Here is a 21945-nt window from a genome sequence, read left to right as displayed (position 1 = left end):
AATACATCGGCCAAGTCCAGGTACTACGGGCACTTGAGCATGGTCTACGCTGAGTCTGCGCCGAGCGACATCAGCGCTTCAAAAACGACATCGACATGAAACTGTCATCCATCGCGTCTAGATTGGCTCAGGTATTGCTCTGACCTAGACCAACCACACTGCCTGCATAAAACGCCGCGTTGAAAACGCCCATAGGAGCTTCGGATGAAACAGCTTTTCCTGGCATCACTGTTAGGCTCGACCATTGCCATGTGCACCGCAGCCATGGCCGCTGATACCGATCTAAAAACCCTGGAAGCCGCCGCCAAGTCCGAGGGCGCCGTGAACAGCGTCGGCATGCCCGATGACTGGGCCAACTGGAAAGGCACCTGGGAAGACCTGGCCAAGACCTATGGCCTCAAGCACATCGATACCGACATGAGTTCGGCCCAGGAAATCGCCAAGTTCAAAGCCGAAAAAGACAATGCCAGCGCCGATATCGGCGACGTGGGCGCAGCGTTCGGCCCCATTGCGGTGAAGCAGGAAGTGACCCAGCCTTACAAACCGTCCACCTGGGCCCAGGTGCCGGATTGGGCGAAAGACAAAGACGGCCACTGGGCCCTGGCCTACACCGGCACCATCGCGTTCATCGTGAACAAGAAGCTGCTGCACGGCTCCGAAGTGCCCACCAGCTGGGCCGACCTGCAAACCGGCAAGTACAAGGTTTCGGTGGGTGACGTGAGCACTGCGGCCCAGGCTTCCAACGCTGTGCTGGCAGCCGCCATCGCCAATAAAGGCGACGAGAAGAACATCGCGCCGGGCCTGCAATTTTTCACCAAGATCGCCCAGCAAGGTCGCCTCTCCCTGTCCAATCCGACCATCGCCACCATGGAAAAAGGCGAAGTCGAAGTGGGTATCGTCTGGGACTTCAACGGCCTGAGCTACAAAGCCAAGATGGCCAACCCGGATGACTACGTGGTGCTGATCCCATCCGATGGCTCGGTGAAATCCGGCTACACCACCATCATCAACAAGTACGCCAAACACCCGAACGCCGCCAAGCTGACCCGCGAATACATCTTCAGCGACGCGGGCCAGATCAACCTGGCCAAAGGCAATGCACGCCCGATCCGCGCCGAAACCGACTTGAAGCTGCCGGCTGACATCGCCAAGAACCTGATTCCGGGCGAGCAGTACACCAAGGCCAACCCGCAGCCGATCAAGGACGCCGATGCGTGGGAAGCCACGTCCAAGAAGCTGCCGCAGCTGTGGAACGAGCAGGTCATCGTGGAAATGAAGTAAGCCTTTCACCCACACTGGAAATCCACTGGAAATCAACTGGAGATCCACTGGAGAACCAATGTGGGAGGGGGCTTGCCCCCGATAGCGGTGGTTCAGTTACAGATCTGACACTGACACACCGCAATCGGGGGCAAGCCCCCTCCCACACTTTTGACCTCGTTCCTCCAAGGAAATTGAGTCAAGTCTATTGCTGCGGAGCGCTCTCCCTCATGAAGCACCCTGTCATCCTTGTCGTGCTCGACGGCCTGAACTTCGAGGTGGCCCGGCACGCCATGGGGCACTTGCAGGCCTATGTCGGCGCAGGACGCGCAGCCCTCTACACACTGGAATGTGAACTGCCCGCCCTGTCCCGCCCGCTGTATGAATGCATCCTCACAGGCGTTGCGCCGATCCAGAGCGGCATCGTCCATAACAACGTTTCGCGCCTGTCCACCCAGCGCAGCATTTTTCAGTACGCCACCGAGGCCGGTTTGACCACCGCCGCAGCGGCCTACCATTGGGTCAGCGAGTTGTATAACCGCAGCCCTTTTCTCGCCGCCCGCGACCGTCATACCAACGACAAGACGCTGGCGATCCAGCACGGGCATTTCTACTGGAATGATCACTACCCGGACTCTCACCTGTTCGCCGACGCCGAAAGCCTGCGTCTTGCGCACGCGCCGGACTTCCTGCTGGTGCACCCGATGAACATCGACGACGCCGGCCACAAACACGGCCTCGACAGCGCTCAATACCGCAACAGCGCACGCTCGGCCGACATCATTCTTGCCGACTACCTGCAAGGCTGGCTCGACGCCGGTTACCAGGTGCTGGTCACCGCCGACCACGGTATGAACAACGACCGTTCCCACAACGGCCTGCTGCCGGAGGAGCGCGAAGTGCCGCTGTTTGTGCTGGGCGATGCCTTCAGCCTGGATGCCAATGCCGCACCGAAACAGACCGACCTGTGCGGTACCGTCTGCCAATTGCTCGGCGTACCCCACGACAAACCTGTCTGCCGGGAGCTGCTCAAGTGAATGCCATGAATCGCGGCAAATGGCTGGCCCTGCTGTGCCTGGTGCCCTTCGCGCTGTTCTTTATCGTGTTCGAAATCGCGCCGCTGGTGTGGGTGCTGATCAACAGCCTGCAAACCGAAGACACCGGCTGGAGCCTGGAAAACTTCACGCGCATCTTCAGTTCGAAGTTCTACCTGCAGGCGATCCAGTTCAGCCTGGAGATCAGCTTCTACTCCAGCGTCTTCGGCATCATCATCGCCACGCTGGGCAGTTACTCCCTGCGCCGGGTCGATTCGCCGCTGCGCAATTTCGTTACCGCGTTCGCCAACATGACCAGCAACTTCGCCGGCGTGCCCCTGGCCTTCGCGTTCATCATCCTGCTGGGGTTCAACGGCAGCATTACCATCATGCTCAAGCAGGCGGGGATCATTCAGGACTTCAACCTGTACTCCAAGACCGGCTTGATCATTCTCTATACCTACTTCCAGATTCCCCTCGGCGTGCTGCTGCTCTACCCGGCCTTTGATGCGTTGCGCGAAGACTGGCGGGAATCGGCCGCCCTGCTTGGCGCCAATGGCTGGCAGTTCTGGCGGCATATCGGCTTGCCGGTGTTGACGCCCGCACTGCTTGGCACGTTCGTCATCCTGCTGGCCAACGCCCTGGGCGCCTACGCCACGGTGTACGCCCTCACCACCGGCAACTTCAACGTGCTGCCGATCCGCATCGCGGGGCTGGTTTCCGGTGATGTGTCACTGGACCCGAACATGGCCAGTGCCCTGGCCGTTGTGCTGGTGGCGCTGATGACCGTGGTCACGGTGGTCCATCAACTGCTGCTCAAGAGGAGCTACCATGTCTCGCGCTGACGCCGGCCCGGCATCCCTCTACCATCGGGTGGTGGTGTACCTGCTGTTCCTGATCCTGGTGTTACCGCTGGTGGGCACCTTCGTCTACTCCATCTCCAGCAGTTGGTCAGCCACCATCCTGCCCGCCGGCTTCAGCCTGAAATGGTATGTGCAGCTGTGGAGCGATCCGCGTTTTCTGATGGCCTTCGGGCAATCGCTGCTGGTGTGCGTCGGCGCGCTGATCCTGTCGGTGGTGCTGATTCTGCCGCTGTTGTTTGTGGTGCATTACCACTTTCCCCGGCTGGATGCGTTGATGAACATCCTGATCCTGCTGCCGTTCGCGGTGCCGCCGGTGGTGTCGTCAGTGGGCCTGCTGCAACTGTATGGCTCCGGGCCGTTGGCGATGGTGGGCACGCCGTGGATTCTGATCGGTTGCTACTTCACCGTGGCGTTGCCGTTCATGTACCGAGCGATCACCAACAACCTGCAGGCGATCAACCTGCGCGACCTCATGGACGCGTCACAACTGCTCGGCGCCAGCACCTGGCAGGCCGCGATCCTGGTGGTGCTGCCCAACCTGCGCAAAGGCCTGATGGTGGCGCTGCTGCTGTCGTTCTCGTTCCTGTTCGGTGAGTTCGTGTTCGCCAACATCCTGGTCGGCACCCGCTACGAAACCCTGCAGGTGTACCTGAACAACATGCGCAACAGCAGCGGCCACTTCACCAGCGCCGTCGTGATCTCCTATTTCTTCTTTGTGCTGGTGCTGACCTGGGCCGCCAACATCTTGAACAAGGACAAAAGCCAATGAGCTTCGTCAGCGTCCAACATTTGCAAAAGAGCTACACCGGCACGCCGGTGTTCAGTGATATCAACTGTGAAATCGCCAAGGGCGAGTTTGTCACCCTGCTCGGCCCGTCCGGCTGCGGCAAGTCGACCCTGCTGCGCTGCATCGCCGGGCTGACCTCGGTGGACAGCGGCAAGATCCTGCTGGATGGCCAGGACATCGTCCCCCTGAGCCCGCAGAAACGTCACATCGGCATGGTGTTCCAGAGCTATGCGCTGTTCCCCAACATGACCGTGGAGCAGAACGTCGCCTTCGGCCTGCGCATGCAAAAGGTCAACGCCGACGACAGCCACAAGCGGGTGCAGGATGTGCTGCAACTGGTGGAACTCAAAGACCTGGCCGGCCGCTACCCGCATCAGATGTCCGGCGGCCAGTGCCAGCGCGTGGCCCTCGCCCGCTCACTGGTGACCCGTCCGCGCCTGTTGCTGCTGGATGAACCGCTGTCGGCGCTGGACGCACGCATTCGCAAGCACCTGCGCGAGCAGATCCGCCAGATCCAGCGCGAACTGGGGCTGACCACGATTTTCGTCACCCATGACCAGGAAGAAGCGCTGACCATGTCGGACCGCATCTTCCTGATGAACCAGGGCCGCATCGTCCAGAGCGGTGATGCCGAGACCCTCTACACGGCGCCCGTGGATGTGTTCGCCGCCGGTTTTATCGGCAACTACAACCTGCTCGATGCCGACAAGGCCAGCAAACTGCTGCAACGTCCGATCAGCGGGCGCATCGCGATCCGCCCCGAAGCCATCGAACTGAGCCGCAGCGGCGAACTCGACGCGCTGGTGCGCAGCCATAGCCTGCTGGGCAACGTGATTCGCTACCGAATCGAAGCCCGTGGCGTGGAACTGGTGGTGGATGTGCTTAACCGCAGCGCTGACGACCTGCACCCGGACGGCCAGCGCCTGGCACTTTCCATCGACCCCAGCGCAGTGTGTGAAGTAGCCTGACGGGCAACGACCGACTGAGAGAGCACGAACGGATGGCATTGGTAATTTTTGATCTGGACGACACCCTGATCCACGGCGACTGCGCCACGCTGTGGAGCGCACAGATGGGCCGGCTGGGCTGGGTAGACCCTGAATCCTTCATGCGCCGCAACGACGAACTGATGGCCGCCTACAGCAGAGGCGAGTTGCGCATGGAAGACTTCATGGATTTCAGCCTGGAACCGATGATCGGCCGCACCCCGGAAGAAATCGAGCACTTGGTGGAGCCTTGGGTCGAGGACGTGATCGAGCCGCTGATCTACAGCGACGCGACCAGGACCATCGCCCGGCATCGCGCCAACGGCGACCGGATCCTGGTGATATCCGCCTCTGGCACGCACCTGGTCAAACCGATTGCGGCGCGCATCGGCATCGACGAAGTGCTGGGTATCGGCCTGGAAGTCAGCCACGGGGTGTACAGCGGCCGTACGGTCGGCGTGCTGACTTATCGTGAAGGCAAGATCACCCGGCTGCTGGCGTGGCTTGAGCAGGAAGGCGAAAGCCTGGAGGGCGCTTATTTCTATTCGGATTCGCGCAATGACCTGCCGTTATTGCTCAAAGTGGACCATCCGCAGGTGGTCAACCCGGACCCGGTGCTGCGCGCCCACGCCGAACAGGCCGGCTGGCCGATTCACCACTGGGCCTGAACCCACCAAGATCTCCCTGTGGGAGATCCAATGTGGGAGGGGGCTTGCCCCCGATGGCGGTGGATCAGATGAAACATTTTTCACTGGCATACCCTATCGGGGGCAAGCCCCCTCCCACATGGGTACTGTTACAACTCTGCGATGAGAGTTCGCTGCCACCTCACGGATGCGAACTTGGCCTACATCGCACGTAGGAACGAGCAATCACAGCGCTCGACATGACCCTCAACGCCTTGCAATGCTTTCACTGTGCCTCCATAGTGAGTCTGGACTGAGCCCGTAGCAGTAGCGTCGGGCTTTTTGCATTATGCGACCGGACCATATGGAACCGGCTCCCTCAAAGACGGCCTAATATGCGTTATCAATTGCCCCCGCGTCGAATCAGCATGAAGCATCTGTTCCCCAGCACCGCCCTCGCTCTTTTCATTGGTCTCGGCTTCGCGTCGATGTCGACCAATACGTTCGCAGCCAACAGCTGGGACAACCTTCAGCCTGATCGCGATGAGGTGATTGCCAGCCTTAACGTCGTCGAGTTGCTCAAGCGCCATCACTACAGCAAGCCGCCGCTGGACGACGCGCGCTCGGTGATCATCTACGACAGCTACCTCAAGCTGCTGGATCCGTCGCGCAGCTACTTCCTGGCCAGTGACATCACTGAGTTCGACAAGTGGAAGACCCAGTTCGACGACTTCCTCAAGAGCGGCGACCTGCAGCCCGGTTTCACCATCTACAAGCGTTACCTGGACCGCGTCAAAGCGCGTCTGGACTTCGCTCTGGCTGAGTTGAACAAGGGCGTCGACAAGCTCGACTTCACCGAGAAGGAAACCCTTCTGGTGGATCGCAAGGACGCCCCTTGGCTGACCAGCACCGCCGCGCTCGACGACCTGTGGCGCAAACGCGTCAAGGACGAGGTGCTGCGCCTGAAGATCGCCGGCAAAGAGCCCAAGGCCATCCAGGAGCTGTTGACCAAGCGCTACAAGAATCAGCTGGCGCGCCTGGACCAGACCCGTGCCGAAGATATCTTCCAGGCTTACATCAACACCTTCGCGATGTCCTACGACCCGCACACCAATTATCTGTCGCCGGATAACGCGGAAAACTTTGATATCAACATGAGTCTGTCGCTGGAAGGCATCGGTGCCGTCCTGCAGAGCGACAATGACCAGGTCAAGATCGTGCGTCTGGTACCGGCAGGGCCAGCGGACAAGACCAAGCAGGTCGCCCCGGCCGACAAGATCATCGGCGTGGCCCAGGCCGACAAAGAGATGGTCGATGTGGTCGGCTGGCGCCTGGACGAAGTGGTCAAGCTGATCCGCGGCCCGAAAGGCAGCGTGGTGCGCCTGGAAGTGATTCCGCACACTAACGCACCGAACGACCAGACCAGCAAGATCGTGTCCATCACCCGTGAAGCGGTGAAGCTCGAAGACCAGGCCGTGCAGAAGAAAGTCCTCAACCTCAAGCAGGACGGCAAGGACTACAAACTGGGCGTGATCGAAATCCCGGCCTTCTACCTGGACTTCAAGGCCTTCCGTGCCGGTGACCCGGACTACAAGTCCACTACCCGCGACGTGAAGAAAATCCTGACGGAGCTGCAGAAGGAAAAAGTCGACGGCGTGGTCATCGACCTGCGCAACAACGGCGGCGGTTCCCTGCAGGAAGCCACCGAGCTGACCAGCCTGTTCATCGACAAGGGCCCTACCGTGTTGGTGCGCAATGCTGACGGTCGTGTCGACGTGCTGGAAGACGAGAACCCGGGCGCCTTCTACAAAGGGCCGATGGCGTTGCTGGTCAACCGTCTCTCGGCCTCGGCCTCGGAGATTTTCGCCGGCGCCATGCAGGACTACCACCGTGCGCTGATCATCGGTGGCCAGACCTTCGGCAAAGGCACCGTGCAGACCATCCAGCCGTTGAACCACGGCGAGCTCAAGCTGACGCTGGCCAAGTTCTACCGGGTTTCCGGGCAGAGCACCCAGCATCAGGGCGTACTGCCGGACATCGATTTCCCGTCGATCATCGACACCAAGGAAATCGGCGAGAGCGCCCTGCCCGAGGCCATGCCGTGGGACACCATCCGTCCTGCGATCAAGCCGGCATCGGACCCGTTCAAGCCATTCCTGACCCAACTGAAAGCTGACCACGATACTCGCTCCGCCAAGGACGCCGAGTTCGTATTCATCCGCGACAAGCTGGCCCTGGCCAAGAAGTTGATGGAAGAGAAAACCGTCAGCCTCAACGAAGCCGATCGTCGCAAGCAGCACGCCGACATCGAGAATCAACAGCTGGTTCTGGAAAACGTGCGCCGCAAGGCCAAGGGCGAAGAGCCGCTCAAAGAGCTGAAGAAAGAAGATGAAGATGCGCTGCCAACCGAGGCCGATAAAACCAAGCCGGAGGACGACGCCTATCTGGCCGAGACCGGTCGCATCCTGCTGGACTACCTGAAGATCACCAAGCAGGTGGCCAAGCAGTAAATGATGGCGATTTAATGTGAACGCTCCCAGGAGTGTCATCATATAGACATCATTCTGTCGTGAAATAAAGGACCGCAGGTTTCAAGCCTGCGGTCCTTTTTTTCGATCGAGATCACCATGACCATGACCGAACAGCTGGCGGCACTGGGCTCTATCCTGGCTCAAGGCAGTTTGCACAGCCTGTTCCAACCCATTATTTGCCTGTCTGAACGACGCGTCCTGGGTTATGAAGCCCTCAGTCGCGGCCCGTCCAACAGCCCGCTGCACTCCCCCGTCGCCCTTTTCTCCATCGCCAGCCATGCCGGACGCCTGAGCGAACTGGAAATGGCCTGCCGTGAGAGCGCATGCCGACGCTTCAGCGAGCAGCAACTGCCGGGCAAGCTGTTTCTCAATATCTCGCCGGAATCCTTGATGGAGACGGCGCATCAACCAGGGCGCACGTTGCAATTGCTGCGCAACTTCGGTATTGCGCCGAGCCAGGTGGTGATCGAACTCACCGAGCAGACGCCCACCGATGATTTCCAGCTGTTGCAGACCGCGCTGCACCATTATCGCGACATGGGCTTTGCGATTGCCCTGGATGACCTGGGCGCCGGTTACTCCAGCCTGCGGTTGTGGTCGGAACTGCGCCCGGATTATGTGAAGATCGATCGGCACTTTATCGACGGCATTCACCAGGACGCCCTCAAACGCGAATTCGTCGGTTCGATCCTGCAGATTGCCAAGGCATCCCGCGCGCAAGTGATCGCCGAAGGCATTGAACTGCCGGAAGAGCTGGCGGTGTTGACGGAAATGGGCGTCGACCTGGTCCAGGGCTACCTGCTTTGCCGCCCCCAGGAACACCCGCCGCAGGAAGCACGCTTGATGCTGCCCAAGCCGGAAAACGTCACCATCGCCCTCAATGAAGAAGGCAGTGACCTCAGCGCCCTGCTCAACGAACAGCCGGCGGTGGATCAAGACACGGCAACCGCCCAGGTACTTGAGTTATTCCGCCGCCAGGCCAATCTCAATTCACTGGCGGTGCTCGATAGCCGCGGCCAGCCGGTGGGCATTGTGCATCGACACTCGCTGTCGGACGCGCTGCTTAAACCGTTCGCCACCGACCTGTTCGCACGCAAACCCATCAGCCGTCTGATGAGCGATGACTTTCTGGCAGTCGAGTTGAGCCAATCCCTGCAGCAGGTCAGCCGCTTGCTGACCAGCCGCGCGCGGCAACGCATTGAAGAAGACTTCATCATCACCTTGAACGGCGACTATCTGGGCCTGGGCCGGGTCATCGATGTGCTCAAGCTGATCACCGAGCTGAAAATCCAGCAAGCGCGCTATGCCAACCCGCTGACCCTGCTGCCCGGCAACGTGCCGATCCAGCAGTGCCTGGCGCGTCTGCTGCAGCAAGAGCGCGAATCGGTGATCTGCTATGTGGATATCGACAGCTTCAAGCCATTCAATGATATCTACGGCTATGGCCGTGGGGATGAGGTGCTGTTGTGCCTGGCGCAGTGCCTGAACGACCGGGTTGATCCCAGCCGCGACTTTGTCGGCCATATCGGCGGCGATGACTTTCTGCTGGTATTGGGGCCACAGGATTGGCGCAAGCGGCTCAATCAGCTACTGGATGATTTTCACACCCAATGCCGACGTTTCTACCGCGCCGAGCACCTCGATGCGGGCTGCTTCGTCGCGCTCAACCGCCAGGGCGTACGTCAGGAGTTCGCCTTGCTTTCACTGTCGATCGGGGTGGTGCATTTGTATCCACAGGCCTGTGCACAACTCGATGCCAGTCAGCTGGCGGAACTGGCGTCGCAGGCCAAGCATCATGCCAAGGATGTGGCCGGCTACAGCATCCATGTGATCGACAGCCTGGCCCTGCAGCCGGCTTAAGCCTCGGCCGATTCCGGATACTCGTACTCGAACACCCGCACCACCTCCGATGCGTGCCAGGAGGCGGCGGCCACGCCGTCGGATGGCCCGCTGAAACGCCCCAGGCGCTCCACACATTCAAAGAACCCGGTGCGCGGCAAGCGGCTGGCACCCTGGCTGATCACCAGGGAACTGCGCAGCGGTTGCTCGGCCTTGGCGTCCAGCGCAGCCAGATGCTCCAGGGCGGCGGCCAGCGTCTGCATCGCCGGCGTCGGGAATTGCAGTCGCTCAAGCAGCGCACGGTAGGTCAGCAGATGGCGCTGGCGCCGCGCCTGATCAAGTTCGTTGAGTAACCCATCCCAATGTTGACGGCTGATACGTAGGCTCAAGATTCATCCCTCCAACCTGCAACGCCCAATTCCCAGGCCAGGCTGCGGCGAATGGCGGCATCCGGCTGGCGTTCACCACGTTCAATCAATTCAAGATACGAGGGGCTGATACCGACCGTGCGCGCCAGGGTTTCGATGGCCAGGCCCTTGGCTTCACGCAGTTGGCGCAGGTCTGCGAGCGGGCGCAGGTTCTGGTCGGTGGCAATCGGTGCGGCGGGGGAAGAAGCGAGGGTGGGTGACTGCTGACCGGCCGCTTTTAGCAGCGCCTGGTACTGGTCCCATGGCAACACCGCGTATTCGGGCTTGCCATCGCGTGAAATGATCTGAATATCCATGACTGCCCCGTAGGATAAATACACTTACTAAGTAAGTTCTTTCCTTAGAAGTGTAATCCTAACAGCCACAGAGGTCGCAGGGGATAGCCACCCGCATTAGTTTTTTTGCGGGTTTTCCCGGGCAAGCAGCTCAGGCGTGGCGGGAAGGCGCTCAACCACCGCCAGCTTTTCCGGGCGCTGGGCATCGCGCCAGGCGCGAAAGGCGCTCAGCTCACCGCTCAGGGTCTTCATGACCCATGCCAGCACGGCGATGTCGTCGAACATACCGAACATGGGGATAAAGTCCGGGATCGCGTCAATCGGACTGACGAAGTACATCAACCCCGCCACCACAGAGATCAGCGCCTTGGGGCTGATTGCCCGATACTCGCCGCGCCAGTACGCCAGGCACAGGGCCTGGAGCAACTTGAGATCATCCTTGAGCTGGCCCAGGCGGTTGCCCTGGCTCGAGCCTTTGGCAGCCACGGCAAACAGCAGGGTTGGTAAACGGCCACGTCCGAGCAAACGGGCGGCTATGGGCAGGAAACGGGTGAAATTGAAAGGTGGTTTCATGTGTCACTCCAGTTCCATACGACAGAAAGGTTATCCACACAAATTGTGGATAACCTTGTGAACAGAGCCTTTTTTCATGGCTGAAAGCCACGGGCTACAAGGCCTGCAGTCAGATCGGGCGTTTTTTGCGCACATCAAAAAAACCCAAGATTTCATTGACTTGGCAAGCATGTAAGGCTACCCGTACTCGAGTTTTATATCAGACTGCTACAGGTTGCGGACGTTCGTTTGGATTTGCGCAGGCTTCGCGTCGCTCTTAAACCCCGTAAACAACAACGCCCCGTCGAGACGGGGCGTTGGGTGTGCAAGTGCCGATTACTTCTTGGCGGCAGGTGCAGCAGGTGCGTCAGCGGCTTCAGCCTTGGCTGGGTCCTTGATGGCCAGCAGCTCCAGGTCGAATACCAGCACGGAGTTGGCTGGAATCGCCGGGCTCGGGCTCTGGGCACCGTAAGCCAGGTCGGACGGGATGTACAACTCGACCTTCTCGCCCACGTGCATCAGTTGCAGACCTTCGACCCAACCTGGGATCACACCGCTGACCGGCAGATCAATCGGGCTGCCACGGTCCACGGAGCTGTCAAAGGTGGTGCCGTTGGTGAGCTTGCCGGTGTAGTGAACAGTCACGACGTCGGTCGGCTTGGGCTGGGCGCCGTCGGCTTTCTTGACGATCTTGTACTGCAGACCGGAAGCGGTGGTGACGACGCCGTCTTTCTTGGCGTTGTCTTCGAGGAATTTCTTGCCGGCCGTTGCCGACTCTTCGCTCATCTTGGTCATGCGCTCTTCAGCGCGCTTTTGCAGTGCGGCAAAGGCTTCAACCAACTCGTCGTCTTTTAGCTTCTGCTCTTTCTTGCCGACAGCGTCTTCGATGCCTTGGGCTACCGCTTTGGAGTCCAGGTCATCCATGCCTTCTTGAGCCAGGCTTTTGCCCATGTTCAGGCCGATGCCGTAGGAAGCTTTCTGCGCCGGGGTTTTCAGCTCTACGCTGGTCTGCGAATCACAACCCGCAAGTACCAGGCTAACCAGGGCCACCGCCGCCGCCAACCGATGCTGTTTCATGCTATTTCCTTGTTCATGCGCCAAAAGGGCATTCGAATAAAGTCGCGAGCTTATCAGGCGGCCACGACCAATGGCTACCGGCATGTGAGCAGGAAACTTCCGATAAGTTCACGTGTTTAAAAGCATTTTCATTCATGATGGAGGCCCGCGACGGATCGTGGGACCTGCCATTATCAGGCTCATGGCCACTTGCCGCCCCCTTGGCGTAGTGGCATAACAACGCGACAACTCGACAAGGATAGTTAACTTGCGCATTTTTTCCCGTATTTTCCTCCTGATCCTCATCGCCCTGGGCCTGATTCTGGCCGTGGTGCTCTATTACACGATCAACCCAAAGCTGCCCGATTACGTGCCCGTTGAGCAGGTGCACTACCAGGACCAATGGAGCGCCGCGGATCGCCAGACCTATTACTTCACCCCCCAGGGCACCCAGGTAAAAGGCCTGCGCTACGACTGGTTCACCGCCCTGGAGCTGCCTTTTTCCGAACGCCGCTTCGCCACGCCGGCGTACCTGGCCCGTTTCGGCTTCCTGGTGGACCCCAAGCAGGTGCCCACCACGCAAAACCCGGACAACTTGCCCGTGGGGTTTGCCCGGCATACCAATGCGGGCAGCAACATTGAATACCTGGATATCACCTGCGCCGCCTGCCACACCGGCGAGCTGCACTTCAAAGGCCAGGCCCTGCGTGTCGACGGTGGCTCAGCGCAGCACGTGCTGCCGTCGAGCGTGCCGACCTTGCGCGGCGGCAGCTTCGGCCAAGCCCTGGTCGCCAGCCTTGCGGCAACCTACTACAACCCTTGGAAGTTCGAGCGCTTCGCCCGTCAGGTCCTGGGTGAGCGCTACGACGCCGAGCACAACCAACTGCGCCAGGACTTCAAACAGTCGCTGAACACATTTCTCAAGGTTGCCTGGAACGATACCCACCGTGGCCTCTACCCCACCGAGGAAGGGCCGGGGCGCACCGACGCCTTCGGGCGCATCGCCAATGCCAGCTTTGGCGATGCCATCTCCCCAGAGAACTATCGTATCGCCAACGCCCCCGTGGATTACCCGCAACTCTGGGACATCTGGACCTTCGACTGGGTGCAATGGAACGGTTCGGCGCAGCAACCGATGGCGCGCAATATCGGTGAAGCCCTCGGCGTGGGCGCGACCCTGGACTTCTTCGACAGTGCCGGCCAGCCCCTGCAGGGCGATGCGCGCTACCCCTCCAGCGTACGGGTACGCGACCTGAACCTGATCGAAGAGACGTTACAACGCCTCAAGCCACCCACCTGGCCGGAAGACCTGTTCGGCGCCATCGACAAGCCACTCGCCGCTCGGGGCCGCGCGCTGTTCGCGCAAAATTGCGCCGGTTGCCACGTGCCCATCGTCACAGAGGAACAAGGTCGCCCCGTGCGGCAACTGAAGATGCTTGCGGTGGACGACATCGGCACCGACCCCGGCACCGCCAATAACATTGCCGACCAGCGCTACGACCTCAGCGCCCTGCAATGGGACCCGAAGGAGTTGGCAGGACTCAATGTGCAACTGCACCCTGCGCCCACTCAGCCGCTGGACCCGAAACGCATGTCGGTGGCTCAGGGTCTGGCGTATGTCACCGCGTTCGTTGAGGAACATGCCTACCGCGCAGCAGGCGTAACCCCAGCCGAGCGTCCCAGCCTGGACGGTTTTGGCTTGCCCATCGGGGTGCGGGAACTGCGTGCCTATAAAGCGCGGCCACTGGCGGGCGTGTGGGCCACCCCGCCGTTCCTGCACAACGGTTCGGTGCCGACGATTTACCAGCTGCTTTCACCCCAGGACGAACGCAGCAGCACCTTCTATAAAGGCACGTTCAATTACGACCCACGTCACCTGGGCTTTGAAACCGCTGCATTCAACAATGCCTTCCTGTTCGATACCAGGATTACCGGCAACCACAACAGTGGCCACGAATTCCGTGCCGGCAAGCGCGGCAACGGCGTCATAGGCCGCGGTTTGTTGCCAGAGGAACGCTGGGCGCTGCTGGAATACCTGAAAGTCCTCGGCGGGCCGCTGGAGCAACAACTGCCATGATTATCCGATCACAACACAAGGAACCGTCCATGCTCGCGCGTATCTGGCTACGCCTCGGCGCCTTCGTCGGCAAAACACTGCTGTGGCTGGTGGGCCTGGGCTTGCTGGTATGGCTGGCCGCCAGCGTTTGGTTCGCCTGGCAGCACAGCGGCCCGGTGTCGCCGGACGAGCAGATCCCGCCGGGAGAGGCCGCCATGACCCAGGGCATCATCCAGACGGCGGTACGCATCGTCGACCAGCACCGCGAAGGCACGCGCTACCTGCGTGATGCCCACGCCAAGGCACATGGTTGCGTGAACGCCGAAGTCAGCGTGCTGGCCGACCTGGACCCGGCCTTGCGCCAGGGCGTATTCGCCGAACCGGGCAAGACCTGGCAGGCAACGATGCGTTTATCCAACGGCAACGCCTACCCGCAATTCGACAGCATCCGCGACGCTCGCGGCATGGCCATCAAGCTGCTGGATGTGCCCGGCAAGCAGCTGATGGCCGATCAGCAGGCACGCACTGAACAGGACTTCGTGATGTTCAGCCATCCGAACTTCTTTGTCAGCGATGTGGCGGAATATGCGCAAAACATCGGCGCCCAGGCGGACGGCAAAAAAGTCCTGGCGTTCTTCCCCACGCTCGACCCGCGCAGCTGGCAAGTGCGTCATCTGTTCATCGCCCTGGCGACACTGGCGCCCGCCCCCGCCAGCCCGACGCAGGCCACCTACTTTTCCGTATCGCCCTACAAGTTCGGTGCAGCGAACGCCAAGTTCCGTGTCGCGCCAGACCCGCAAAGCTGCCCGCAATACCAGTTGCCCAAGCAGAACCAGGACCTGCCGAACTTCCTGCGCAGCGCGCTCAACCAACAACTGTCCGCCGACCGGGTGCCGGCGTGTTTCGTGCTGCAGGTCCAGCGACAGAACCCGCAGACATTCATGCCCATCGAAGACACCAGCATTGAGTGGAAGGAAAGTGATGCGCCCTATGAAACCGTGGCCAAGGTACGGGTACCGGCGCAGGATTTCGACACGCCTGCATTGAACCTGGCGTGCGATAACCAGTCGTTCAACCCCTGGTTTGGCCTGGAAGCGCACCGCCCCATCGGCGGTATCAACCGGCTGCGCAAAGCGGTCTACGAAGCGGTCAGCGACTATCGCCACAGCCGCAACGCGCCGTAAAAACGGCGTAAAAATGGGCCCGGCGCCGTAAGGATTACGTCGGGTCTATTGAGCCCCTCACACCTGGCGACTACGGTGATGGCCTACCCCATCACCGCGTAGGAAGCCAGCGTGGAAAGCTCAACCCTCGGCATGATCGTACTCATTATCATCGCGGTATTTGGCACCGCATCCTTTTGCTTCGAGCACTTGGCGACGCGTGAGTCACGCCGGAAAAAGCCAAATGGATAAATCGCAGACGAAAAAAAAGCCCGCTCAATGAGCGGGCTTCTTGTGGTGACCTGGCGTTCAGCGTTCCAGGTGACCGAATATGGCGCAGCGGACGGGACTCGAACCCGCGACCCCCGGCGTGACAGGCCGGTATTCTAACCGACTGAACTACCGCTGCGCGTAACACTTGAAGCGAATGGTGGGTGATGACGGGATCGAACCGCCGACCCTCTGCTTGTAAGGCAGATGCTCTCCCAGCTGAGCTAATCACCCTTCGTTTCGGTGTGGGCGCATCATACACCAAAAAATCGTAATGTCTTGATTTAAGTGCAATTATTTAGAAAAAATTTACCGCAAGCCTTTTTGCCATCTTTCGCACGGTAAAAAGCCCGCCCAAGAAGCTGCCTAACGTTTCAGCGTCAGGGCAACTTTCAACCGAAGGTCCGTTTCCGAAAACGGCTTGTGTAGAACCGGGCAGTCGGCAAACTCCCTCGGCAGGCCGCTGGCGCCGTAACCGGTACTGAATAAAAACGGGATGTTGCGCGCACGCAAAACGCAGGCTACCGGAAAGACACGTTCTCCGGCGAGGTTCACGTCCAGAATGGCCAAGTCTACGTCCAACACATTTGCCACTTGGAGCGCCTTCGCGAGTCGGGCCACGGATGCGACTACTGTGCACCCCAGGTCTTCGAGCATTTCCTCGATCAACATTGCGATGGCGCCCTCGTCCTCAACCAGGAGCACCTTGATTCCAGTAAACGAGTTCATGTCTGGTTCTCAGCGACCATAAACGAGAAGCGGCAGTGAACGCCCTCACGGGCGAAGTCGAGCTCAAAAGATCCGCCTAAATCGCGCTCGATGCAGCGCTGCATCAAACGCGAACCCAGCCCTTTGCGTTCCGGCGTGGACACTGAGGGGCCGCCCCGCTCCAGCCAGTCCAGGGTGAGCAGTACTGCGTTCGGTTGCGATTGAACGCTCCAGTTCACGCAAAGCGTCCCCGCCTCGACGGACATCGAACCGTATTTAAGAGCGTTGATTGCCAGCTCATTGAGCGTCATGGTGAGGCTCAGAGCGACGCGAGTGTCGACGTCGATGGCATCACCGGCGATCACGATGCGGTCGGGGTCGTGGCCAAATATTGGCATTAACACTTCATGGGCAAGCAAGCCCAGCGGAGTCTGGCCCCAATGCCGCTTCGTCAGCAGGTCGTGGGCGCGCGACAATGCGAGCAGCCTGGCTTCGAACCGGACATAACCTTCATTGGCATCATGCGCGCTACGTGCTGTTTGGGCCGCGAGGGATTGGACCGTCGCCAAGGTGTTCTTCACCCGATGATTGAGTTCGTCAATCAGGTGCTTTTGCCGGTCTTCGGCCTGCTTTCGTTCGGTGATATCCACGAGCATGTTGATGGCGCCGACCAGGTTTCCCTGCGCGTCATGCAGCGGGGTTGGATAAGGCGTAAAGGGTACGCGAGTGCCATCCGGGCGCTCCGCGATGGCTTCGACGCCGCGTATCGACCGGTTTTCCTTCAGCGCTACGGCCATGGGGCACTGGTCGTGGGGAAGGCGGCTTCCATCGGTATTAAATAATTTCCAGGTTACGCACCACAGGTCGCCCAGCTGTGGCGTTCGACCCGACAACTCGACTGCTGCGCGGTTGTAGAACGTGATGCGTCCCTCGGCGTCAGTGGTGTACACCGCAGCCGGCAGAGCCTCCAGGAGATTGCGCATGTGCCGCTCGCTTTCGCGCACCTGGTTTTCCATCGCATGAGCCAGCGTGACATCCTGGATGACGCGCACACCATAGCGGAATCTGCCATCAGGAGTCCTTACCGACGAGCTATGGACATCGAGATACACAATCTGGCCATCGGGCTTGGTCGCCCGTTTACGTATCACATAGTTGTCCAACTCACCTGCCACCTGGCGCGCATAGGATTTGGCGTCCTGCTCAACGCTTCCAGGATGGGTATAGTCCAGGAAAGTCATCGCCAGTAGTTGTTCGCGAGACCGACCAAGCATGGTGCACAGCGCATCGTTTACCCGAAGCAGGCGACCGTCCTCCGCCGCTTCGGCAATACCAATAGTGGCCGCCTCATAGGTAGCCGCAAGCCTGTCATCACTCTCCTGGCGCTCTGTTTCGGCCGTGTACACGCGGGTCACGTCAATCGTGAAGCAACGGGTGTTGAAGAATTTGCCGTCTTCAAATCGCCCGTTGGAAGTAATCGCGACGTGCCTGACTGTGCCGTCCTTTGCCTTCAATCGCGCCGGGTAACTCGTGAGGCAGTCACCGCTACCGAGTTTGTGGAGGATATCGCCAATGACCGGCTCATCCACATGAAACTCGGTGATATGACGGCCAATGTATTCGTTCGCTGAATAGCCCAGCAGCGACAACTCTGCCTTATTGGCCCGCAGGATGACGCCCTCGCCGCTGACAATATGAAGACCCACGGCGCTGTTTTCGAAAAAGTCTTCGAGATCGGAGCTTTTACGTCGCAACTCTTCAGCCATCAGGTGGTGCGCAGAGACGTCCTGAAAGCAATTGATCGCGCCCTGGATTTTTCCGCGCCGATCTCGAAGCGTCCTGATGCTCATGAGCGCCACGAATCGCGATCCGTCCGGACGCTCAATCATGACTTCCTGGTTACGCGCGTCGAGCCCCGCGCCGAGGGTCGAAGCCATCGGGCACTCGTCAACAGCCAACGGCATGCCATCTGTAGAGTACAGCCGATACGAGCCGCAAAAGCGGTCTCCGTTCTCTCCCAGCTTGGGTGTTCTTCCCCATAGCTCGACCGCTTCACTGTTGAATCTGACGAGCCACCCGTCGCGGTCGCAGAGGTAGATAGCCCCGGGAATGGCATTGAGGGTGTGGACCCCCATCGCGACGAGGCTCTCGTAATCGCTGGGTTCGCGCGCTTCGCTGGGAAGCTCTTCAGACTTCAACATCATTCATTCCTCGATTCATCTGGTTGGAGCGCTTTGGCCGGCTTGGGCTCTTTCCCTTCCCGAGTGCCGCACCCTTAAGGCGCTCCGCCATGGATCAATTTCATAAAACAGGCCATATGAGCGCGCTGGGTGCCAAAAAATCAGCTATTTCACGCCACGCTCGATACTTGAGTCATTTGTCATGCACCGCTATCAACACCAGACGATAGCCGCGAGATCCCAGTGCATCAACAGGCAGGCCCGTGAATACAGCCCAGCAGTAGACGAATCGACAGGAGAATTAGTGCACGAGAAATTGTAAAGGGCGGTACCAGCGGTGTACTTGAACAGGTACGTGGAAACCGTGGCTGGAGATGGATTCCGACGGAACCCAGAAACGAAAAAAGCGGCCAAAGGCCGCTATTTGCGTGGCTTCCAGGCGCTCAATGGGCCTTAGTGGAAGCAAATATGGCGCAGCGGACGGGACTCGAACCCGCGACCCCCGGCGTGACAGGCCGGTATTCTAACCGACTGAACTACCGCTGCGCGTAACACTTGAAGCGAATGGTGGGTGATGACGGGATCGAACCGCCGACCCTCTGCTTGTAAGGCAGATGCTCTCCCAGCTGAGCTAATCACCCTTCGTTTCGGTGTGGCGCGCATTCTACGGAGCGCCCTTAGGTCTGGCAAGCACTTTCTTAAATCTTTTTTTTGAGCCCTTCCAATGGCTTACGCAGGGTTGGCCTGCGGCGTGATCAAGAGAATAATGCCCCCCTTTGTATAGAGGAGAGACTCACCCCATGTGGTTCAAGAACCTGCTTATCTATCGCCTGACCCAAGATCTGCCTGTTGATGCCGAGGCGTTGGAAGCGGCCATGGCCACCAAACTGGCGCGCCCGTGCGCAAGCCAGGAGTTGACTACTTATGGGTTTGTCGCGCCTTTCGGTAAAGGTGAAGACGCGCCCCTGGTTCACGTCAGCGGTGACTTCCTGTTGATCGCCGCGCGCAAGGAAGAACGCATTCTGCCGGGCAGCGTCGTGCGCGATGCGCTTAAAGAGAAGGTCGAGGAAATCGAAGCCGAGCAAATGCGTAAGGTCTATAAAAAGGAACGGGACCAGATCAAGGATGAAATCATCCAGGCGTTCCTGCCGCGCGCCTTTATTCGTCGCTCGTCGACCTTCGCCGCCATCGCGCCGAAGCAAGGCCTGATCCTGGTGAACTCGGCCAGCCCGAAACGCGCCGAAGACCTGCTCTCCACCCTGCGCGAAGTGATCGGCACCCTGCCCGTGCGCCCACTGACCGTGAAAACCGCACCGACGGCGATCATGACCGACTGGGTCACCACCCAGAAACCGGCTGACGACTTCTTCGTTCTTGATGAGTGTGAACTGCGCGACACCCACGAAGACGGCGGGATCGTGCGCTGCAAGCGCCAGGACCTGACCGGCGAAGAGATCCAGCTGCACCTGACTACCGGCAAAGTCGTGACTCAATTGTCCCTGGCCTGGCAGGACAAGCTGTCCTTCATGCTCGACGACAAAATGACCGTCAAGCGCCTGAAGTTCGAGGACCTGCTGCAAGACCAGGCCGAACAGGACGGCGGCGACGAAGCCCTGGGCCAATTGGATGCCAGTTTTACCCTGATGATGCTGACCTTCGGCGAGTTCCTGCCGGCACTGGTCGAAGCACTGGGCGGCGAAGAAACCCCACAGGGCATCTAAGCCGTGTGAAGATCAAACTGTGGGAGGGGGCTTGCTCCCGATAGCGGAGTGTCAGCCAGCGCTGCTTTGACTGAACCACCGCTATCGGGAGCAAGCCCCCTCCCACATTCGATCGCAATTTACAAAACTCTATAATAAGGACTTCCCCATGCGCGCACTCGCCGCCCTGAGCCGCTTCGTCGGCAATACCTTCGCCTACTGGGTGCTGATATTTGCCGTGCTCGCGTTCCTCGAACCCGGCTGGTTCATCGGCCTCAAAAGCGCCATCGTACCGTTGCTGGGCCTGGTGATGTTCGGCATGGGCCTGACCTTGAAACTTGAAGATTTCGCTGAGGTTGCCCGCCATCCGTGGCGCGTCGCCCTCGGCGTGGTCGCGCATTTCGTGATCATGCCAGGGGTGGCGTGGTTGCTGTGCCAGGTCTTCCATCTGCCGCCGGAAATCGCCGTCGGCGTGATTCTGGTTGGCTGCTGCCCAAGCGGCACCTCGTCCAACGTGATGACCTGGCTGGCCCGTGGCGACCTGGCCCTGTCGGTGGCCATCGCTGCCGTTACCACCCTCCTCGCCCCGCTGCTCACGCCGGCATTGATCTGGCTGCTGGCCTCGGCCTGGCTGCCGGTGTCGTTCATGGAGTTGTTCTGGTCGATCCTGCAAGTGGTGCTGCTGCCCATCGTGCTGGGCGTGGTCGCGCAGCGGTTGCTGGGCAGTCGGGTACGGCATGCAGTCGAAGTATTGCCGCTGGTGTCAGTGGTCAGCATCGTGATCATCGTCGCCGCGGTGGTAGCCGCCAGCCAGGCGAAGATCGCCGAGTCGGGCCTGTTGATCATGGCCGTGGTGATGCTGCACAACAGCTTCGGCTACCTGCTCGGTTACTTCACCGGGCGCCTGTTCAAGTTGCCATTGGCGCAACGCAAGTCATTGGCGCTGGAAGTGGGCATGCAGAACTCCGGGCTCGGCGCCGCGTTGGCCAGCGCGCATTTCTCGCCACTGGCGGCGGTGCCGAGTGCACTGTTCAGCGTTTGGCACAATATTTCCGGGGCGTTGCTCTCCACCTACTTTCGACGCATGAGCGAAAAGCAGGACCGCCGCGCGCTGGAAGATACCCCGCAAACTTGATCGTACGGCCCATGTTCGGCACTCTAGGCGCTTCGCGGGGACGACCCCGCGACGCCGTTGAGCGTTGAATCCGGGGACGACCCCGCCTGAAGAAGCGAGGTCAGCATGTCCTGGATCATTCTGTTTTTTGCCGGGTTGTTCGAAGTCGGCTGGGCCGTCGGCCTGAAGTACACCGACGGCTTCAGCAAGCCATTGCCCACCGCCCTGACTATCGTCGCCATGGCCATCAGCCTCGGCCTGCTGGGGCTGGCCGTGAAGGAACTGCCGCTGGGCACCGCCTACGCCGTATGGACCGGAGTGGGCGCCGTGGGCACGGTGATCGCCGGGATTATCCTGTTTGGGGAATCCATGGCGTTGTTTCGGTTGGCCAGTGTGGCGTTGATCATTTGCGGGCTTATTGGCCTGAAGATCTCCACTTAGGCGACTACCGCCATCGGGGGCAAGCCCCCTCCCACACGGGTCAACGCGGTCAACTGTGGGAGGGGGCTTGCCCCCG

Annotated in this window: 19 protein-coding genes and 4 tRNA genes; 13 read left to right on the top strand and 10 right to left on the bottom strand. The window is 60.0% G+C overall.

All coding sequences use genetic code 11. From position 1 onward, the window contains the following. Window positions 1–204: 204 nt before the first annotated feature. From SC318_RS09200 to SC318_RS09165, 8 genes are all read left to right on the top strand, one after another. The gene (locus tag SC318_RS09200) at window positions 205–1281 is read left to right on the top strand and encodes an ABC transporter substrate-binding protein (protein WP_124366480.1); all 1077 of its coding nucleotides are present in this window, start codon (window positions 205–207) and stop codon (window positions 1279–1281) included. 209 nt (window positions 1282–1490) lie between these two features. Further along, complete coding sequence (locus tag SC318_RS09195) at window positions 1491–2297, top strand: alkaline phosphatase family protein (RefSeq protein WP_320430503.1); 807 nt, start codon at window positions 1491–1493, stop codon at window positions 2295–2297. Between the two features lie 5 nt (window positions 2298–2302). Further along, complete coding sequence (locus SC318_RS09190; protein ID WP_320430502.1) at window positions 2303–3139, top strand: ABC transporter permease; 837 nt, start codon at window positions 2303–2305, stop codon at window positions 3137–3139. Further along, entirely contained in the window at window positions 3126–3926 is an 801-nt protein-coding gene (locus SC318_RS09185) for an ABC transporter permease (RefSeq protein WP_306492360.1), read from the top strand. Before SC318_RS09190 ends, SC318_RS09185 begins: the two co-directional genes overlap by 14 nt. Beyond that, window positions 3923–4912 carry an ABC transporter ATP-binding protein gene (locus SC318_RS09180; RefSeq protein WP_320430501.1) on the top strand — a complete coding sequence of 330 codons (990 nt, stop codon included), beginning with the start codon at window positions 3923–3925 and terminating at the stop codon, window positions 4910–4912. Before SC318_RS09185 ends, SC318_RS09180 begins: the two co-directional genes overlap by 4 nt. A 32-nt stretch (window positions 4913–4944) precedes the next feature. After that, window positions 4945–5598 (top strand): HAD family hydrolase, encoded by a 654-nt coding sequence (locus tag SC318_RS09175; RefSeq protein WP_320430500.1) that lies wholly within the window; start codon window positions 4945–4947, stop codon window positions 5596–5598. A gap of 386 nt (window positions 5599–5984) precedes the next feature. Then, a complete protein-coding gene (locus SC318_RS09170; protein ID WP_306492357.1) occupies window positions 5985–8066 on the top strand; it encodes a carboxy terminal-processing peptidase in 2082 nt (693 codons plus the stop codon). Between the two features lie 117 nt (window positions 8067–8183). Further along, window positions 8184–9947, top strand: coding sequence for a bifunctional diguanylate cyclase/phosphodiesterase (locus SC318_RS09165; protein WP_320430499.1), 1764 nt, complete (start codon window positions 8184–8186; stop codon window positions 9945–9947). On the opposite strand, the gene SC318_RS09160 is transcribed toward SC318_RS09165, so the two are convergent. From SC318_RS09160 to SC318_RS09145, 4 genes are all read right to left on the bottom strand, one after another. Then, entirely contained in the window at window positions 9944–10315 is a 372-nt protein-coding gene (locus SC318_RS09160) for a hypothetical protein (RefSeq protein ID WP_005786715.1), read from the bottom strand. The two genes, SC318_RS09165 and SC318_RS09160, sit on opposite strands and share 4 nt — an antisense overlap. After that, window positions 10312–10650 (bottom strand): helix-turn-helix domain-containing protein, encoded by a 339-nt coding sequence (locus SC318_RS09155; protein ID WP_320430496.1) that lies wholly within the window; start codon window positions 10648–10650, stop codon window positions 10312–10314. The genes SC318_RS09160 and SC318_RS09155 overlap by 4 nt, the downstream gene beginning before the upstream one ends. Window positions 10651–10746: 96 nt before the next feature. Continuing rightward, complete coding sequence (locus SC318_RS09150) at window positions 10747–11202, bottom strand: YkvA family protein (RefSeq protein ID WP_306492354.1); 456 nt, start codon at window positions 11200–11202, stop codon at window positions 10747–10749. Window positions 11203–11517: 315 nt separating this feature from the next. Beyond that, window positions 11518–12258, bottom strand: a complete 741-nt coding sequence (locus SC318_RS09145; protein ID WP_306492353.1) for a BamJ family beta-barrel-assembly machinery protein — start codon at window positions 12256–12258, stop codon at window positions 11518–11520. Window positions 12259–12505: 247 nt separating this feature from the next. Between SC318_RS09145 and SC318_RS09140 the strand changes: the two genes are divergently transcribed. Beyond that, window positions 12506–14314 (top strand): di-heme-cytochrome C peroxidase, encoded by a 1809-nt coding sequence (locus SC318_RS09140; protein WP_320430495.1) that lies wholly within the window; start codon window positions 12506–12508, stop codon window positions 14312–14314. A 29-nt stretch (window positions 14315–14343) separates the two neighbouring features. Next, window positions 14344–15477 (top strand): catalase family protein, encoded by a 1134-nt coding sequence (locus SC318_RS09135; RefSeq protein ID WP_413817621.1) that lies wholly within the window; start codon window positions 14344–14346, stop codon window positions 15475–15477. Window positions 15478–15788: 311 nt separating this feature from the next. Here SC318_RS09135 and SC318_RS09130 read toward each other — a convergent pair. The 6 genes from SC318_RS09130 to SC318_RS09105 all read right to left on the bottom strand — a co-directional run bounded on the left by SC318_RS09130 (window position 15789) and on the right by SC318_RS09105 (window position 19255). After that, window positions 15789–15865 (bottom strand) — tRNA-Asp (locus SC318_RS09130). Between the two features lie 19 nt (window positions 15866–15884). After that, window positions 15885–15960: transfer RNA gene (locus SC318_RS09125), tRNA-Val, on the bottom strand. 132 nt (window positions 15961–16092) lie between these two features. Then, a complete protein-coding gene (locus SC318_RS09120) occupies window positions 16093–16455 on the bottom strand; it encodes a response regulator (RefSeq protein WP_320430493.1) in 363 nt (120 codons plus the stop codon). Beyond that, on the bottom strand, window positions 16452–18635 hold the full coding sequence (locus SC318_RS09115; RefSeq protein WP_320430492.1) for a PAS domain-containing sensor histidine kinase: 2184 nt from the start codon (window positions 18633–18635) through the stop codon (window positions 16452–16454). The genes SC318_RS09120 and SC318_RS09115 overlap by 4 nt, the downstream gene beginning before the upstream one ends. Window positions 18636–19083: 448 nt before the next feature. After that, window positions 19084–19160: transfer RNA gene (locus SC318_RS09110), tRNA-Asp, on the bottom strand. 19 nt (window positions 19161–19179) lie between these two features. Beyond that, window positions 19180–19255: transfer RNA gene (locus tag SC318_RS09105), tRNA-Val, on the bottom strand. A 159-nt stretch (window positions 19256–19414) separates the two neighbouring features. Here SC318_RS09105 and rdgC point away from each other — a divergent pair. The 3 genes from rdgC (at window position 19415) to sugE (ending at window position 21869) form a co-directional block, all read left to right on the top strand. Continuing rightward, the gene (rdgC, locus tag SC318_RS09100) at window positions 19415–20335 is read left to right on the top strand and encodes a recombination-associated protein RdgC (RefSeq protein ID WP_003172886.1); all 921 of its coding nucleotides are present in this window, start codon (window positions 19415–19417) and stop codon (window positions 20333–20335) included. Between the two features lie 148 nt (window positions 20336–20483). Further along, entirely contained in the window at window positions 20484–21449 is a 966-nt protein-coding gene (locus SC318_RS09095) for a bile acid:sodium symporter family protein (RefSeq protein WP_320430491.1), read from the top strand. A 105-nt stretch (window positions 21450–21554) separates the two neighbouring features. After that, window positions 21555–21869 carry a quaternary ammonium compound efflux SMR transporter SugE gene (gene sugE, locus SC318_RS09090; RefSeq protein WP_105524638.1) on the top strand — a complete coding sequence of 105 codons (315 nt, stop codon included), beginning with the start codon at window positions 21555–21557 and terminating at the stop codon, window positions 21867–21869. Window positions 21870–21945 lie beyond the last annotated feature (76 nt).

It is taken from the genome of Pseudomonas sp. MUP55, assembly GCF_034043515.1.
In the GTDB taxonomy this organism is placed as follows: Bacteria; Pseudomonadota; Gammaproteobacteria; order Pseudomonadales; family Pseudomonadaceae; genus Aquipseudomonas.
This window is presented reverse-complemented; position numbering and strand designations above follow the sequence as displayed.

Excerpts from the sequence above, each read along its gene's own strand:
- SC318_RS09145 (WP_306492353.1), bottom strand. The coding sequence starts at position 12,258 with ATGAAACAGCATCGGTTGGCGGCGGCGGTGGCCCTGGTTAGCCTGGTA.
- SC318_RS09175 (WP_320430500.1), top strand. The coding sequence starts at position 4,945 with ATGGCATTGGTAATTTTTGATCTGGACGACACCCTGATCCACGGCGAC.
- sugE (WP_105524638.1), top strand. The coding sequence starts at position 21,555 with ATGTCCTGGATCATTCTGTTTTTTGCCGGGTTGTTCGAAGTCGGCTGG.
- SC318_RS09095 (WP_320430491.1), top strand. The coding sequence starts at position 20,484 with ATGCGCGCACTCGCCGCCCTGAGCCGCTTCGTCGGCAATACCTTCGCC.
- SC318_RS09190 (WP_320430502.1), top strand. The coding sequence starts at position 2,303 with ATGAATCGCGGCAAATGGCTGGCCCTGCTGTGCCTGGTGCCCTTCGCG.
- SC318_RS09200 (WP_124366480.1), top strand. The coding sequence starts at position 205 with ATGAAACAGCTTTTCCTGGCATCACTGTTAGGCTCGACCATTGCCATG.
- SC318_RS09165 (WP_320430499.1), top strand. The coding sequence starts at position 8,184 with ATGACCATGACCGAACAGCTGGCGGCACTGGGCTCTATCCTGGCTCAA.
- SC318_RS09195 (WP_320430503.1), top strand. The coding sequence starts at position 1,491 with ATGAAGCACCCTGTCATCCTTGTCGTGCTCGACGGCCTGAACTTCGAG.
- rdgC (WP_003172886.1), top strand. The coding sequence starts at position 19,415 with ATGTGGTTCAAGAACCTGCTTATCTATCGCCTGACCCAAGATCTGCCT.
- SC318_RS09185 (WP_306492360.1), top strand. The coding sequence starts at position 3,126 with ATGTCTCGCGCTGACGCCGGCCCGGCATCCCTCTACCATCGGGTGGTG.
- SC318_RS09155 (WP_320430496.1), bottom strand. The coding sequence starts at position 10,650 with ATGGATATTCAGATCATTTCACGCGATGGCAAGCCCGAATACGCGGTG.
- SC318_RS09120 (WP_320430493.1), bottom strand. The coding sequence starts at position 16,455 with ATGAACTCGTTTACTGGAATCAAGGTGCTCCTGGTTGAGGACGAGGGC.
- SC318_RS09115 (WP_320430492.1), bottom strand. The coding sequence starts at position 18,635 with ATGTTGAAGTCTGAAGAGCTTCCCAGCGAAGCGCGCGAACCCAGCGAT.
- SC318_RS09135 (WP_413817621.1), top strand. The coding sequence starts at position 14,344 with ATGCTCGCGCGTATCTGGCTACGCCTCGGCGCCTTCGTCGGCAAAACA.
- SC318_RS09170 (WP_306492357.1), top strand. The coding sequence starts at position 5,985 with ATGAAGCATCTGTTCCCCAGCACCGCCCTCGCTCTTTTCATTGGTCTC.
- SC318_RS09180 (WP_320430501.1), top strand. The coding sequence starts at position 3,923 with ATGAGCTTCGTCAGCGTCCAACATTTGCAAAAGAGCTACACCGGCACG.
- SC318_RS09150 (WP_306492354.1), bottom strand. The coding sequence starts at position 11,202 with ATGAAACCACCTTTCAATTTCACCCGTTTCCTGCCCATAGCCGCCCGT.